Genomic DNA, 14,622 nt, shown 5'->3' with positions numbered 1-14,622 from the left:
GGCGTGCACAATCGATTGTGCATGCGGTTTCAGCGACTTCTGACTGAAAGTGTGTGGGGCATTGGCGAGAGAACGCACGAATCCGACGATGAGTGATGTCGCACATGCGGCCGGGGTGAGTGTGTCGACAGCGTCACGTGCTTTGAACGGGCTGGCGAGTCAGAATCGCATCAGTGAGTCCACCGCTCAGCTCGTGAAAGATGCAGCGAAGCAACTGGGGTTTCGTCCCAGTGAAGTGGCCCGGTCGCTGCGATCCAGGCGAACCGGATTGCTGGGAATCATTGTTCCGGATCTTTCGAATCCGTTCTTCTCCGCGATCACTCGTGCCGTGACGATCTCAATTGAATCGGCAGGCTTTTCGACTGTGATGGCTGACAGCGACGGCTCTGTAAACAAGGAACGCGATCTCATCGACCAGATGATTTCAAGAAATGTGGAATCTCTGGTGGTGTGCCCGGTCGGACTCGAATTTCAACATCTGGAACTTGCTTCAAAGAGTGGTCTTCCGCTGATTGTGGTCGATCGCTGCTGTGTCGGCTCATCGATGGTCCAGGTGACGTCTGATCATCTGGAAGGAGCCCGGCTCGCAATGAAGGTTCTGCTTCAGAACGGGCATCGGCAGATCGGGATCTTAAGGGGACTTCCCGGAACGTTGCCCTGCGACTTGCGACTTCAGGGAGCCCAAATGGAGCTCAAGGAGGTCCGGGAAGAGCTGGATCCCGCCTTTGTGGCTGGAGATCAGTTTACGTTTGAATCCGGATATCAGTCCGCTCGGCAACTTCTGACGCAGTCTCCGGAGATTACCGCACTCTTTGCGATGAGTACTCCCAACGCCCTGGGAGCAATCCGGGCGGCGGCGGAAATGGGCCGGCGAATTCCCGAAGATTTGTCTTTGATCAGCTTCGATGACATTGCGTTCGCGGAATTCATGCAGGTCCCGTTAACCACCATCGTGCAGGACGTTCCGGAACTGGGACGTCGAGCAGCCGAGCTGGTCATCGAGGAGCTGCAGTCGAAAACAACGACGAAAAAGAGGACACACAAAATTCCTGTTCGGTTGGTGTCCCGAGCCTCGGTCGGAAGGGTACTGCAATGAGAAACTGGAGTTTCACGCCCGTCATCGCCGTGATTCTGGGGGTTGTGAATTCGCACCTTTCGCACGCCGAACCTGTGCAGAAGCCGATTCCTCTGATCTTCGACACGGATATCGGGAATGACTGCGATGACGTTCTCGCGTTAGCGATGATTCACGCATTACAGTCGCGAGGGGAATGTGAACTTCTGGCTGTGACGATCACGAAAGACCATGAGCTGGCCGCACCGTTTACAGACTGCGTGAATACATTTTACGGACGCGGTAACATTCCCATTGGAGTTTGTCGCAGCGGCGTGACTCCTCAGCAGGGTCGATTCAACGGTCTGGCAAAAATCGAGGAGGGCGGCCAGCAGCGCTATCCGCACGACCTCTCCTCGGGGAAAGACGCCCCTGCTGCGGTCGATCTGCTGAGACAGACACTCGCGGCCGCCGAAGACGGAACGGTTGTTATCTGTCAGGTCGGTTTTTCCACGAATCTCGCAGATCTTCTGAAGTCAGACGGTGATCAGCACAGCCCTCTCAACGGCACGGATCTCGTCAGCAAGAAAGTTCGTCTCCTTTCTGTGATGGCGGGAGCGTTCACGGAGATCCCTAACAGCCAGACTGGGGTCCTGGAGCGCTACAGCGAGTACAACGTGAACCAGGAAGTCACATCCGCGCAGTCGCTGTTCGCTGCCTGGCCGACACAGATTCTCTGGAGCGGATTCGAGATCGGCCTGCAACTTCCTTACCCACATCAAAGCATCGAGCAGGATTATCAGTATGTGAAACATCATCCGGTTTCGGACGCCTACATTGCATACATCCCTCCTCCACACGATCGACCGACCTGGGATTTAACATCCGTATTGGTCGCTGTTCGTCCGAACCATGGATACTTCGACCTCTCTCCCCCCGGTCGCGTCACCGTGGAAGATGTCTACACAAATTTTGAGCCGATGGAGAACGGTCGGGATCGATACCTCATTCTCCGCGACGATCAGAAGGGGCGAGTGATTGAGGCGCTGACACTGCTTTCCAGCGAACCGCCTCATCAGACTTGGGCAGTGTCGCTGGAGAAAACCGACAAATGATCAATTCCATTTCCCGACCGAGGATTGCCGTCGTTGGCTCTATCAATATGGATCTGGTCCTTCAATGTCAGAATTTCCCTAAGCCGGGAGAAACGGTCGCGGCGCGATCCTACACGCAGAATTCCGGCGGAAAGGGAGCGAATCAGGCGGTGTCCGCAGCACGGGCAGGTGGCGCCGTGTCTATGATCGGGCGCGTTGGAAACGACGCGTTCGGGAGCAATCTGATCAGTTCGCTGCAGTCCTGCGGGGTGAATTGCGAGCATGTTCAGGAGACAACAGCTTGCGGCAGCGGGCTGGCTTTCGTCACCGTCGAAGAGAGCGGCGAAAATCAGATCGTGACTTTCGGTGGCGCGAACGAACGTCTGAGCACGCAGGATGTGCAGGCTCTGCAGAGCGTCATCCTCTCCTGCGATGTGGTCATGCTTCAGCTTGAAGTTCCAATGGAAACCGTTCTGGCTGTCATCAAGATGGGATGGGACGCCGGTGTCCGCGTGATCCTGGACCCGGCACCGGTCTCGGAATCGTTCCCTGATGAACTGCTCAACGTGGACTTGATCTGCCCCAACGAACAGGAAGCGGCCCGGCTTGCAGGAATCCCGGTTGAGACTCTCCATGATGTCGACCGGGCAGCGCGGATCCTTCACCAACTCGGGGCGAAACATGTCGTTGTGACGCTGGGTGGGAAGGGAGCTTATCTCTACGACACGAACGGCGGCCGTCTCCATCCGGCGTTCAAGACGACGGTGGTCGACACGACAGCTGCCGGGGACTCGTTTATCGGAGCTCTCGCTGTCCGCTGGGTTGAAACGGGAGATCTTGACGAGGCTGTCCGTTGGGGAAACGCCGCAGGTGCTATGACCGCATCCCGTCTTGGAGCCCAGCCCAGCATCGGCCATCGTGCGGAGATTCAACAGCTCTGGAGTACACATCCATGAAGAAGCTGCACATCTGCATGCTCATCTGCATCATCGCACTGGGATGCTCCAACGGGGTTGCAGTCCCCCGAGAAGAGAGATCAGCGATCGAAGGAAAGAAAAAGCCGAAGATCGCCCTGATCATGAAATCCCTGGCGAACGAATTTTTCTCAACCATGGCTGAAGAAGCCAGGACCTATCAAGCCGCGCATGCGGATGACTTTGAACTCATCGTCAACGGGATCAAAGATGAGCGTGACCTCAGCCGGCAGGTCGCCCTTGTGGAAGAGATGGTCGCAAACAAAGTCGATGCGATTGTCATTGCTCCCGCCGATTCGAAAGCATTGATTTCAGTCTTGCGTCGGGCTCAAAAGGCCGGTGTCGTGGTCGTCAATATTGACAATCGCCTCGATGCTGAAGTCCTGGCAGCAGAAAACGTCGTGATTCCGTGCATTGGGCCTGACAACAAAGCGGGGGCCAAGCGGGTGGGAACCTATCTTGCCGGTCATCTCACCAAAGGTGACAAAGTCTGCATCATTGAAGGGGTGCGGACCTCATTCAACGGTCAGCAGCGGTTCGACGGATTTCAGGAGGCGATGGCAGAGGCCGGGATGAACGTCGTCAGCCATCAGTCCGCTGAGTGGGAAATGAGCAAAGCCAACACGATTGTTGCTTCGGTGCTCAGTGAATATCCCGACATCAAGGGAATCCTGGCTGCGAACGATTCTATGGCACTTGGAGCAATGGCAGCGGTCAAGTCGATGAACCGGACAGGCGATGTGCTCATTGTGGGCTTCGACAACATCTCGGCAGTTCAACAGGCGATTCGCGACGGGAAGATCCTGGCGACTGCCGATCAGCATGGCGGCGAACTGGCAGTCTACGGAATTCAGAATGCCCTCAAACTTCTCAACGACCCGAGCAATGTCGTCGAGAATGTTGAAACTCCGGTCGATCTGGTCACGGCGGAGTCGTTATCCAAATGAACGGAATCTCGCTCCCACTTCTGGAAGTCCATGGGGTCTCCAAAACCTACGGAGACGCCAGAGTTCTAAACGACTGTGCATTTGAAGTCCGGTCCGGAGAAATTCATGCGCTCGTCGGTGGGAACGGTGCCGGGAAAAGCACATTGGTCCGGACGATCGCTGGGCTTGTCCTCCCGACATCTGGAAAGATGACGTTCCGCGGGGAAGACTACGCTCCCAGAAACAAACGCGAGGCAGAACAGTCCGGCATCGAAATTGTCCAGCAGGAATTCAATCTGATTCCGACGTTGAGTGTCGCAGAGAACCTCCTGTTGACGCGTCTTCCGTCAAAGGGAGGCCTGATCAATTATCCAGAGCTGCACAGCCTCGCAAGGATCGCATTAGATCGACTCGGATTGAAGACGATTCGGACGGATGCGCTCGTGGAAACTCTCGGCGTCGGCCAGCAGCAGATGATCGAAATTGCAGCCTCGCTGGATCGCCAGTGTCAATTGCTGATTCTGGATGAGCCGACAGCCGCACTGAGCGCTGCTGAATCGGAAGCGTTATTTGAATGGCTGGATCGGCTGCGGTCGCAAAGTGTGGGCATTGTTTATATCAGTCACCGACTCGATGAAGTGTCGCGACTTTCTGACCGGATCACTGTGCTGAAGGACGGCTGCACTGTCGGGACTTACCAGACCTCGACACTCAACACGGATCAAATGGTCGGACTGATGGTAGGTGACGTGTCACGCGAGCAGCACGTCGTCAAAGCCGTGGACCGCTTCGTCCCGACAAAAAGAACATTGAATCATGACGCGACAAGCTGGGCCATGAAGGTCGACAACCTTTCCGGCGGGCCAGTCAAGGATGTTTCGTTTCAGGTACGAAAAGGGGAACGGTTGGGGATTTCGGGACTCATCGGTTCAGGACGCACGGAACTCTTACGCCTCATTTTCGGTGCGGACATCGCCACGTCCGGGACCGTTCAATTTCCGGATGAACTCGATGCATTCCGGTTCCGCCATCCCAGTGAAGCGGTCGCAGCTGGGCTGGCCATGGTCACGGAAGATCGAAAGTCCAACGGGCTGCTTTTGTCTCAATCGATCCGCGTGAACAGAACGTTGGCTGTGGTGAAAAAATGCTTCAGCCGATTGGGATTAATCCGTGCTCGCGAGGAAATTGATTCGACCGAACGCAATCGGGAAGAGTTGGGCATCCGCTGCACAAGCATCGAACAGCCGGTCGGAACGCTCAGCGGAGGCAACCAGCAGAAGGTCGTCATATCGCGCTGGCTGGCAACGAATGCCAAGGTCTTTCTGTTTGACGAACCGACCCGAGGGATCGATGTTCCGGCGCGGCGACGGATCTATCAGCTGATGAAATCCCTGGCCGATGAAGGAAAGGGGATTGTCATTGTCAGCAGTGACCTGGAAGAGCTGTTCGAAACCTGTGACCGCATCGCCGTGATGTCGAACGGAAGACTGGTGGAAACCTTCTCCCGTCCGGACTTCTCTCATGGTCAGATGATGCGTGCGGCCTTCTCCGGATATCTGGAACGGAGGGCCGTAGTGTGAACCATCAAAAGATCAAGAATCTGCTGGTCAATTCCGGAGGGCTCTGCCTGGTTCTGGGGGTAATGATTCTTGTTTTCAGCCTCCAAAGCGAGAACTTTTTTCAAAGGTCCACCTTCACATCGATTGCCAATCAGATTCCCGACCTGACGCTGATGGCGGTCGGGATGACGTTTGTTTTGATCACGGGAGGCATCGATCTTTCCGCGGGTTCGATTCTGGCACTTTCATCGGCGGTTCTCGGAACATTGATGGTCGATTCCGGCTGGTCCCTGTCGGCAGCAGCTCCAGTCGCTGTTCTGAGCGGCGCATTGTGCGGACTGATCAACGGGCTGATTTCCGTCGGCTTCCGAATCCCCTCGTTTATCGTGACGCTGGGGATGCTGGAAATCGCCCGTGGTGCCACGAAAGCCATCACGAACTCTCAAACCAAATACATCGGATCAAAGGTGGAATGGATTGGCGAACCTCTTGCATCCCTGCACCTGTCGCCTGCCTTCCTCATTGCTGCATCGGCTGTGCTGCTCGGACAGCTGATCATCTCCTATTCCGTGTTTGGAAGGTATTGCATCGCGATCGGGACCAATGCAGAAGCGGTACGCATGTCCGGGATCCGCACAGCGCGGTATTCGATTGCGGTTTTCATGCTGAGTGGTTGTCTGTGCGGACTCGCGGGGATTGCACAAGCGTCCAGACTTTCCAGTGCCGACCCCAATGCAGCCATCGGTCTGGAACTCGCAGCGATCGCCTCCTGCGTCATTGGCGGAACCAGCCTGATGGGCGGACGCGGAAGTGTGCTCAGCACATTCATTGGAGTCTTGATGATTTCAGTCCTGCAATCCGGACTGGCACAGCTGGGGATCTCCGATGCGAACAAACAGATGATCACGGGGGTCGTCATTGTCGTTGCGGTGCTCGTCGATGCATTGCGTCATCGATTCCGTCTTTAACATGCACGGAGCCGCCATGGAGAATGTGTCTGGGTGCAGAAGATCAGGTATTGAAAACCGGGAGTCATTCGAAACGAACTGAGTCAACAGGATTCCGTTGTTTTATTCATCAGAACGACGGAGCTTCCTTTGGCGCCCTTCATGAGGAACTGAAACTACTGTCCGTCTGTCTCACTTATTTAACTTGAGAGGTGCGTTCCATGTTGTATTCTAGACATTCGCGTTCCGGGTTTACGTTGATCGAGTTGCTGGTGGTGATCGCAATTATTGCAGTGCTGGTGGCACTGCTGCTGCCTGCCGTGCAGCAGGCAAGAGAAGCTGCGCGTCGTTCCCAGTGCAAAAACAATTTCAAGCAAATGGGACTCGCACTGCACAATTATCACGACAGCGTTGGCTGCTTCCCCGCGGGCCAGCTCAGTCGTTTCGCAGCGGACGACGTCACGCCGATCCGCATGGGCTGGATTCTGGGCGTCCTGCCGTATCTGGATCAGGCGCCACTCTACAATCTCCTCACGTCGACGCTTGGAACGTCGACATATATTTACGCAGGGCGAAATACGATCATCCCCACGCTGATGTGTCCGACCGATCCGGGTGCCGGGAAGATCGATTCACACAGCCATGGTATGCATGACTACAACGGCTACACCCAGCATGGGTTTCATGGAAATGTCGTATTATGTGGCTCTGCACAGCAATACTTTGGAGCGATCGGTGGGGGAGAGCAACTGGATGGGATGTTTTATGTCAAGTCGAAGACACGCCTGCGGGATGTGATCGACGGAACATCCAATACGGTCATGGCCAGTGAAATCCTGGTCGTTCCCGACACAACGACCGCGGACGATTTCCGAGGTCGGTATTACAACACGTATACCGGCGAGGGGATGTTCAGCAGCTTCTACCCTCCAAACACAACCGCTTCAGACTATGTGTTTCTGTGCATAGACACCAAGTTTGCTCCGTGCGTTCCGAATTCCTATGACCATGTCGTGCAGTACGCACGCAGCCAGCATGTGGGTGGTGCACACTTTCTGCTCGCTGACGGCTCCGTGCGATTCGTGTCCAACAATACATCCCAGGTGGTCACGCAGGCTCTGGGGACTCGGGCTGGATCAGAAGTCATTGGAGAATACTAGTGCAAATCTCACGAAAGAGGGGCGTTCAGGCGGCGATCAACAGAGCTTTCGAGCAATGAATCACCCAGAATCGCCGCCGCACTCCCCTGAGACGGGGGGCTAAGGCACGTTCGTTTCGTAACGAGATCTCTGAATTGCCGCGTGAGGGGGTCAGTTCACAGGGAGAACGGAACTGCCCCCTGACGACCGTGCTCCCACTCCGCACTGTCTTCGGCAGCGATCCAGCTGCCGGCAGTGCGGTCGTCGGCCACTCGTCTCTCTACGCGCACTCAGTGCCGAAAAGCCAAATCGATGGGCGAGACTTGAGACCGCTCATCAACGAAGTTCTTGACGCATGATCATCAATCCCCAGAAGACAGTGGGGGATTGATGGACTTTCGCTCGGCACTTCTCCGTTGTTGGAAGTTCTATTCTTGTTATTCAATCCTGAAGGGGGGCCCTGAATGTTCGTTGTAAGTCGCCTGCTGAAAGTGATGGTCGTCTGTCTCTTGATGACGGGATGCCTGAATTCGAGCGAGCCAAGGAAGGTCTCAGTTTCGGGCAACGTCACGTTCGACGGTCAACCACTGGACCAGGGAGAGATTCTCTTCTTGCCGGAGGACGGGATCGCCCAGGTGATGAGTTGTAAGATTACTGATGGAGCTTACGAGGGCCGATGCGAACCCGGGTCCAAGAAAGTTCAAGTTACCTCGTTTCGCCCAATCCCTGGTCGATTCATGGAAGTGACGCCGGGGGACAAGATTGCAGTCCGCGGCCAGATTATTCCCGCGAAATTCAATACCGAAACGACATTGACGGCGGATGTGTCAACGAACGGTCGACAGAAACTGGATTTCGATTTGACGTCAAAATAGCAGACCATGATCCTTCATAGATCATGCAGCTGGCACTCGATGGAATGCGAGTCCCGTTCAAATTCAGCTGGTTAACACCATCACGCACGACCTGCGGCGGCACAGCCTGCAATGGGAACTTTCCACAGCGCGCTTTTCGATCGATGGAAGCGACGCAAAAATGTCAACGACAAAGGAGTTTCGACGAACAGTCGTCGCCGCAAACTGAGCGGGTCAAATGTCCGTTGACCCTCTGCGTTCCTAAAGGCCTGATCGACCATGCCCCTTCTCTGGGAGCGGACTGAATCTCCTGGCTCTGAATCGCCGACCGGTTGCAGTGGTTAAAGGCGATGAGAAGTCCGCCGACGTCAACCCGCCTTGCGCTCAGATCCCTTCACGAGCCCGCCGACAAACGATTTCACTTCGATCTCGTCGAGTCGCAGCGTCTCGACTTCATTAGGATCGTCACTGACGTGCGGCAGGTGCCCGCGGCACATGTACTTCGATGCCGGTTGTAATACTCGCTGACCTCCGCGACGAGATAATCCAGATGTCGCTCGCCAAAGATGATGAACTTGGACAGGCATTTCGATTTGATTCTGCCAACAAACTTCTCGCAACGTCCATTCAAATTGGGCGATGTCTTCGGCAATCTGTTGGTTCGAAGACCGTGAGCCATGAGAGTCTCCGTGAATTCGCGGGATCTGAACCAGATCCGCCAGCAAGACGTTCATCTCCAGTCGATCGATCTGGGAGAGTGCAATCTCTCTGAGCCAGGCAATCGCCTTCACGGTCGGAAAGGACTTGTTCTGTCGTGCTGCAGATGTTGACCTGCCGCATTCCTCGAGCGAGCAAGACATCACCGCTCTGATCACGCAGTGAAACAGTCTGCTGACGGGCATGTTGATCAATTCCAGGAAAGAGCATGGCAAGGTTCTCCTGTGAGAGAAAGGTTGGGCCTCTCCCACACTGGAAAATCCCGCCTTCACCTGCAAATACTCTTTCATCGATATCAAAGGCCGGGGAGCAGCAATTGAATTGGGATGGGCAATGGACCAAACGATCAATTTCACCAACCACGAAGCGGTGATCATTTATCGTCTGACACCTCGGACGGGCATCGACCGCGTCGAAGCCTGGGGAAAGGAACTCCTTGAGGCGGTCACCTCCGCCGAAGGATTCCTGGATCAAACGGTTGTTCCTCCCAGCCTCCCCGCACAACCTCAGTGGATCGTCGTGCAGTGGTTCGACAGCACACCGGCCGCATTGAAATGGCTCAACTCGCCCGCGCGGATTTCGTCGCTGGAGTCAGCAGCTGCAACCGAAATCGAAATTGACGAAGTCGATATCGTTCCGGCGAAAAGTCCTCATCGTGAGGTTGGAGTCTCGGCCCTGATTACCACCAAGGTGAAGCCGGGGCAGGAACTGGCATATCAGCGATGGCAGAAGCGGATCGCGCGAGCACATGCGAACGCTCCAGGATTTCGCGGGTATCGATTCACCCCGCCCTATGCTCCGTCCGCACGAGATTGGCTGGTGATCCTCCGCTTCGATACTTCCGAAAACCTGCGGCGATGGATTGATTCTCCAGTTCGGAAAGAACTGCTTCGCGAGGCGCGCACGCTGACAGAGGAAACGAAGCTGAGGTTGACTCGTTCGGCCTTTGACGAGTGGTTTCAGATTGACAGCGGTTCACATGCTCACCCTGAATGGAAGATGAGCATGCTGGTGTTGTTGGTGCTATACCCGCTCGTCTTCTTATTGGACAAATTGATTTCACGCCCTGTGTTTGCTGCGAACGGGGTTCCCCCGTGGCTGGCGATCTTCCTGGGAAATGTGTTCTGTGTGACAGTCCTGAGTAAACTGATTCCTTGGACCGGTCGAACATTCCGATGGTGGCTTGAACCACCGAGCGAAAGAAAACTCGCTGTCACGCTGCAAGGGACAATTGTCGTCGTCACATTCTATTTGCTGACTCTGGCCGCATTTGCCATCTGGTCATCAGCAACCTGAGCGGATTCAGACGGTCCTGTGTCGGGCATCGAAGTTGTTTTCTTTGCGTGGTGAGGCTTCATAAGCAAAGTCACCATCCGCGAACGTATAACGATACCACGGTGCGTCGTTACAGCGTCCCAGCTTTGGTCGCAGGTTGCTGAACGCACGATAGATGGTTCTGTACGGCTGCCCGTGGAAATGCTGGAGGACTTCTTTCCATGCTCGCGGCTGCTCCTTGATGAACTGGGCCATTGATTCCGTCAGCTGCTCTTCCGTCATTTCTTTGACGTCCGGCGGAGGATCACCGAGCACAAAAATGTCGCTTCGATCGAAGTGCGACCGGACGAAATTCGGGCCCAGTGGGATTGTGCAGTCGAGACCGATCTTCGACGCGGTCCCCGGAGCCACATCGGTCCCGATCATCGGGTCGACCGTCATCGTGTTGCACTGCGGGATGATCACTGTGTCGAGGTGCGGCATATAGCGAAACGCCATCGCGAACTGGACCGCATTGTCATCCCAGATGTCGATGTCTTCATCGAACACCATTGCTATCTTGGGGAGTGATTGCTTTGAGCATGTCAGCATCACACCCAGTGCCTGCTTTGCGTCTCCTGCCCCGTGCGTGCGAATTCTCGCATACGCGATGTTGGACAGTCCTCCCAGCGGCGCTCGAACTTCCAGAACTTCAATTCCTGCAAGTTTCAGCCCTCCGAACAGGTCTGCTTCGATTCCCGGAAGCTGCAGCATGTTGTCGGTGTTACCAGGATGGCGGCCGCCGATCGTGGCATGCTGGTAGATCCCGTTCTTGCGATAGGTCATCGCCTTGACGATGGCGCGAAAGTTGTGCTTGATGCCTCCTCCATACATTCCGGTGAACTCTCCGTAAGGCCCTTCATCGTGCGAAAGGCCTTCGGTTGCCATCAGAATGCATTCAAGGACAATCTCCGCATTGGCCGGCACCAGCACATCGATCGTCTCGCACTTCACGAGCTGAGCAGGGTGACCATAGAAGCTCCCAAGGACTTCGAAATCGTCCGTATCAGGAGTGACGCTTGTCATCGCTGCGAGCTTATCGACTAGCGGTCCCCCGATGACGATTGCGACCTCCAGATCCTGCCCCTTTGCCTGAGCAGCTTGTGCATGGAGCCGCTGGCGGTGCGATGTGCAGGTCATGTCGAAGTTCTTTTCGTTCACTCTGCGGAACATGCTGCGATAGATTCCCCAGTCGTAAATCCCGGTATCCGGGTGCTTGCTGATGACGAGGTTGTCGTTCGTATACGCGTGTCCGTCCCGATCATGATGAAGGAAGAGAGGCAACCGTGTGAGATCGACCTCGTCACCGGTCAGGATGACTTCTTTGCAGGGAGCGCTCGACACAATCACAGGAGGAATTCGTCCCTGCGCTGCTGCATTCATCAGACGGCCGGATTCGGACTTTTTGCAGCCCAGCGCCCACGCTGTCTGATCCTGATTGGAGTATGCGTTCGCCAGGAATTTGAACTCGCAATCCTTAACGTTCTCCACGAGCACGGCAGTCAGCGGATGGTCCTCCATGACCTGAGGGAGCTCGTCAACGCGCTTCTCCTCATGGATTCGGACAAGCAGGCCAGCTTTTTCCATGGCGTTGACGAAATCAGGAAGGCTCTGTTGAGGCATGAATCTCTCCGGAGACTATGTGAATGCAGGCGCAGTGCGGCCCGTTTCGACATATGTTTTGAGGTGATGAAGCAGAATGGCCCAGGCGGTATTGCAGCGTCTGTAATTGCCCTCGGTAGTCGGCCAACCTGCGTGACGGCAGGTCAGAAGCGTTCGGCCATCCTCCAAAGGATGGAATGTGAATTCAGCGATGGTTCCAGGCGAGTTCCCCGGACCGCTGACGCATTCCCAGACCACCTGGTGCGAGTTGTCGACGACGATCTTCCATTGGAACTCGAGCCCGTTTTCATAGGGGAAGGTCCAGACACTCCCCAGGTCACCACTGCCGATCGCGGAGCTGTTCTTCCATGACCGTAGCGCTTGTGGGGATGTGAGTGCGCGATAGACCTGATCGGGTGAAGTGGAAATTTTGATTTCGTGTTCGATTGAATGCATCGAGGCCCCGTTTCAGTGCTACTCAGGAGTGGGAGAACGTCGGTCGAGTTCCGGAAAATCGTAAGTCTGCCAGCCGGGTACGTCGGCGACTTCAAAAAATTCGTGTCCTTTTTCGGCGAGGGCAGGTCCGCACGCTGTCCCCGCATCAGGCACATCGATCGCCTTCTTGATGATCGAACCGAAGGGGAAAGTCGCATCGATCCCCATGGAAGATCCGGTGCGGGCATCGAGCGGAATTGAATCGTCGATCGAAGGGTCAAGTGGCCCAGCGGGAAGCCGATCGACAATAATGACATCACGCGCCGGCTGAGTCCGGAACGAGACGGCCCATTCCACCTGTGTCGAATTCTGAACATCAATATCAGGATCGACGACGATGACAGTTTTCGGTCGAAGATTGGTTCCCATGGCCGCGAGCAACGCAGCGCGGGCTTCACCGGCGTATCGGGGGCGCATGGACATGACGATGTAGAACGAAACTCCCCCCGAGGAGGGGACAGCCACCTTCTCCAGCGTCGGGAATTGCTTCTTCATCATCGCGTAGAACGACGCTTCGAAGGGGAGCTGTTTGAGGATGTGGTTCTCTGTCGGGGGAACGCCTGTCAGCAGGCACTGAAACACAGCATCGTTCCGATGGGTGATGGCCAGCACGCGAGCGATCGGCTTCTTGGAAGCGGGAGTGTAATAGCCGGTATATTCTCCCAGCGGACCTTCTAGAACTTCTTTCGTAAAGTCGATCTCAAATTCGATGACGAATTCGGCCCTTGCTGGCACTTGCAGGTCGATCGAGACGCATTTGACGAGCTCGATCGGCTCACCTCTGAGTCCACCGGCAAGTTCGAAGTCGTTGGTGTCATCCGGCACCTGAATCGGCCCGGTATACGCGAGGATCGGATCGACTCCAATGACCAGAGCCGCCCGAAACGTCTTGTCACCGCGGTTGCGGGCTTTGGCGATATGCTTGCCAAAACGATGATTCGGCTGAGCCATGTAGGAGAGCGTGTTCTTGTCGATCACTTCAAAGCGATAGTGACCAACGTCCGGGATTCCGGTCTCTGGATCCTGGCTGACAACCAGCCCGGGGGTGATGTAGGGACCTCCATCGTCCGGGCTGTAACGAGGGACCGGGAGTCGCGTGAGGTCGATGGAATCGCCGGTCAGGACATTCTCGTGGACAGGTGCATTCTCGATCACCACAGGGGCAATCCTGCGAGCAAGGCCTTGTAGGATGCGGTCAAAGACTTGCTCTTCCGTCGACTGAAAAGCAATCAGGGCTTTTTTGCGGGTGTTGTAGACTCCACCCACAAGTGGAAACGGAGTTCCGGTAGAGTTGAGGTGAAGAGCGGGGCCGTTGACCGATGCGGACTTTCGCAAGGCTTTTCCGACCTCGAGCTCCATCTGAACGGGACGGTCAATCTTGATCAACTCCCCCTGGGACCGAAGTGAATCAAGAAATTCTCGGAAGTCTCGGTACGCCATCGAAAGTTCCTGCAATCTTCTGCAACGAGAACATGAAGTCGGCTCTGAAATTCATGGCATTATTAATATAGACGATGAGTCATCGGTGTTCGATATCCAACGAAAGAAGCTTTATCCGGGGAACTGGGGTGTTTGATTGAAAAAGCAGGACATCCTGGTCCGATCAGGGGTTGTGCCTTACGCGATTCCTGAGGGGGAAACATCAGTGCAACAACCTGGCGTCTGTCTGGAAGGGGAAAAGTTCCCCTGTGTGAAAAGGGATGGGTCGCTCACACACTGGGAAATCCTAACCCGCTTCGCAATTGATTTTTCCTCGATATCAAAGGGGTCCAGTTATAGACGAACGAACCCGCCCGGAAGGAGAAGTTACGGAAACAGCAGCAGGCCGAGCAGCAGAAGCTTCGCGCCCGTCAACAGGAAGAAGAACAGGCTGCGGGGACAGAAGAAGTAGCGTCGTCCGCGGCCCCTTTTTCCGGATCGTATGCGAAGAATTGCAGCGACCGGGAG

At 55.4% G+C, this 14,622-nt stretch carries 12 protein-coding genes; 8 read left to right on the top strand and 4 right to left on the bottom strand.

The features are described 5' to 3' along the window. The first annotated feature begins 88 nt into the window (after positions 1–88). From SH661x_RS13680 to SH661x_RS13650, 7 genes are all read left to right on the top strand, one after another. Positions 89–1,096 (top strand): LacI family DNA-binding transcriptional regulator, encoded by a 1,008-nt coding sequence (locus tag SH661x_RS13680; protein WP_437222343.1) that lies wholly within the window; start codon positions 89–91, stop codon positions 1,094–1,096. Further along, on the top strand, positions 1,093–2,169 hold the full coding sequence (locus SH661x_RS13675; protein ID WP_437222340.1) for a nucleoside hydrolase: 1,077 nt from the start codon (positions 1,093–1,095) through the stop codon (positions 2,167–2,169). Before SH661x_RS13680 ends, SH661x_RS13675 begins: the two co-directional genes overlap by 4 nt. Further along, positions 2,166–3,104 carry a ribokinase gene (gene rbsK, locus SH661x_RS13670; RefSeq protein ID WP_437222337.1) on the top strand — a complete coding sequence of 313 codons (939 nt, stop codon included), beginning with the start codon at positions 2,166–2,168 and terminating at the stop codon, positions 3,102–3,104. The genes SH661x_RS13675 and rbsK overlap by 4 nt, the downstream gene beginning before the upstream one ends. Then, entirely contained in the window at positions 3,101–4,069 is a 969-nt protein-coding gene (locus SH661x_RS13665; RefSeq protein ID WP_437222335.1) for a sugar ABC transporter substrate-binding protein, read from the top strand. Before rbsK ends, SH661x_RS13665 begins: the two co-directional genes overlap by 4 nt. Further along, a complete protein-coding gene (locus tag SH661x_RS13660; RefSeq protein WP_437222332.1) occupies positions 4,066–5,628 on the top strand; it encodes a sugar ABC transporter ATP-binding protein in 1,563 nt (520 codons plus the stop codon). The genes SH661x_RS13665 and SH661x_RS13660 overlap by 4 nt, the downstream gene beginning before the upstream one ends. Continuing rightward, on the top strand, positions 5,625–6,575 hold the full coding sequence (locus tag SH661x_RS13655; RefSeq protein WP_437222329.1) for an ABC transporter permease: 951 nt from the start codon (positions 5,625–5,627) through the stop codon (positions 6,573–6,575). The genes SH661x_RS13660 and SH661x_RS13655 overlap by 4 nt, the downstream gene beginning before the upstream one ends. Before the next feature lie 200 nt (positions 6,576–6,775). Beyond that, a complete protein-coding gene (locus SH661x_RS13650) occupies positions 6,776–7,714 on the top strand; it encodes a DUF1559 family PulG-like putative transporter (RefSeq protein ID WP_437222327.1) in 939 nt (312 codons plus the stop codon). Between the two features lie 1,201 nt (positions 7,715–8,915). Here SH661x_RS13650 and SH661x_RS13645 read toward each other — a convergent pair. After that, on the bottom strand, positions 8,916–9,407 hold the full coding sequence (locus tag SH661x_RS13645) for a hypothetical protein (protein ID WP_437222325.1): 492 nt from the start codon (positions 9,405–9,407) through the stop codon (positions 8,916–8,918). Between the two features lie 190 nt (positions 9,408–9,597). Between SH661x_RS13645 and SH661x_RS13640 the strand changes: the two genes are divergently transcribed. Continuing rightward, positions 9,598–10,560: an antibiotic biosynthesis monooxygenase gene (locus tag SH661x_RS13640; RefSeq protein WP_437222323.1), complete on the top strand. Its 963-nt coding sequence runs from the start codon at positions 9,598–9,600 to the stop codon at positions 10,558–10,560. Positions 10,561–10,566: 6 nt separating this feature from the next. Here the strand turns inward: SH661x_RS13640 and SH661x_RS13635 are convergent, their stop codons facing one another. The 3 genes from SH661x_RS13635 to SH661x_RS13625 are packed head-to-tail and all read right to left on the bottom strand — an operon-like array spanning position 10,567 to position 14,115. Next, on the bottom strand, positions 10,567–12,201 hold the full coding sequence (locus tag SH661x_RS13635; RefSeq protein WP_437222320.1) for a UbiD family decarboxylase: 1,635 nt from the start codon (positions 12,199–12,201) through the stop codon (positions 10,567–10,569). Positions 12,202–12,216: 15 nt separating this feature from the next. Then, the gene (locus SH661x_RS13630) at positions 12,217–12,636 is read right to left on the bottom strand and encodes an SRPBCC family protein (RefSeq protein ID WP_437222318.1); all 420 of its coding nucleotides are present in this window, start codon (positions 12,634–12,636) and stop codon (positions 12,217–12,219) included. An 18-nt stretch (positions 12,637–12,654) separates the two neighbouring features. Beyond that, the gene (locus tag SH661x_RS13625) at positions 12,655–14,115 is read right to left on the bottom strand and encodes a UbiD family decarboxylase (protein ID WP_437222315.1); all 1,461 of its coding nucleotides are present in this window, start codon (positions 14,113–14,115) and stop codon (positions 12,655–12,657) included. Positions 14,116–14,622: the final 507 nt, after the last annotated feature.

The organism is Planctomicrobium stercoris (assembly GCF_051465655.1).
Classification (GTDB): Bacteria; Planctomycetota; Planctomycetia; order Planctomycetales; family Planctomycetaceae; genus Planctomicrobium.
This window is presented reverse-complemented; position numbering and strand designations above follow the sequence as displayed.

Bases quoted from the DNA above. Each gene is read 5' to 3' on its own strand.
- SH661x_RS13645 (WP_437222325.1), bottom strand. From the start codon at position 9,407: ATGTCTTGCTCGCTCGAGGAATGCGGCAGGTCAACATCTGCAGCACGA.
- SH661x_RS13680 (WP_437222343.1), top strand. From the start codon at position 89: ATGAGTGATGTCGCACATGCGGCCGGGGTGAGTGTGTCGACAGCGTCA.
- SH661x_RS13650 (WP_437222327.1), top strand. From the start codon at position 6,776: ATGTTGTATTCTAGACATTCGCGTTCCGGGTTTACGTTGATCGAGTTG.
- SH661x_RS13660 (WP_437222332.1), top strand. From the start codon at position 4,066: ATGAACGGAATCTCGCTCCCACTTCTGGAAGTCCATGGGGTCTCCAAA.
- SH661x_RS13630 (WP_437222318.1), bottom strand. From the start codon at position 12,636: ATGCATTCAATCGAACACGAAATCAAAATTTCCACTTCACCCGATCAG.
- SH661x_RS13665 (WP_437222335.1), top strand. From the start codon at position 3,101: ATGAAGAAGCTGCACATCTGCATGCTCATCTGCATCATCGCACTGGGA.
- SH661x_RS13640 (WP_437222323.1), top strand. From the start codon at position 9,598: ATGGACCAAACGATCAATTTCACCAACCACGAAGCGGTGATCATTTAT.
- SH661x_RS13625 (WP_437222315.1), bottom strand. From the start codon at position 14,115: ATGGCGTACCGAGACTTCCGAGAATTTCTTGATTCACTTCGGTCCCAG.
- rbsK (WP_437222337.1), top strand. From the start codon at position 2,166: ATGATCAATTCCATTTCCCGACCGAGGATTGCCGTCGTTGGCTCTATC.
- SH661x_RS13635 (WP_437222320.1), bottom strand. From the start codon at position 12,201: ATGCCTCAACAGAGCCTTCCTGATTTCGTCAACGCCATGGAAAAAGCT.
- SH661x_RS13675 (WP_437222340.1), top strand. From the start codon at position 1,093: ATGAGAAACTGGAGTTTCACGCCCGTCATCGCCGTGATTCTGGGGGTT.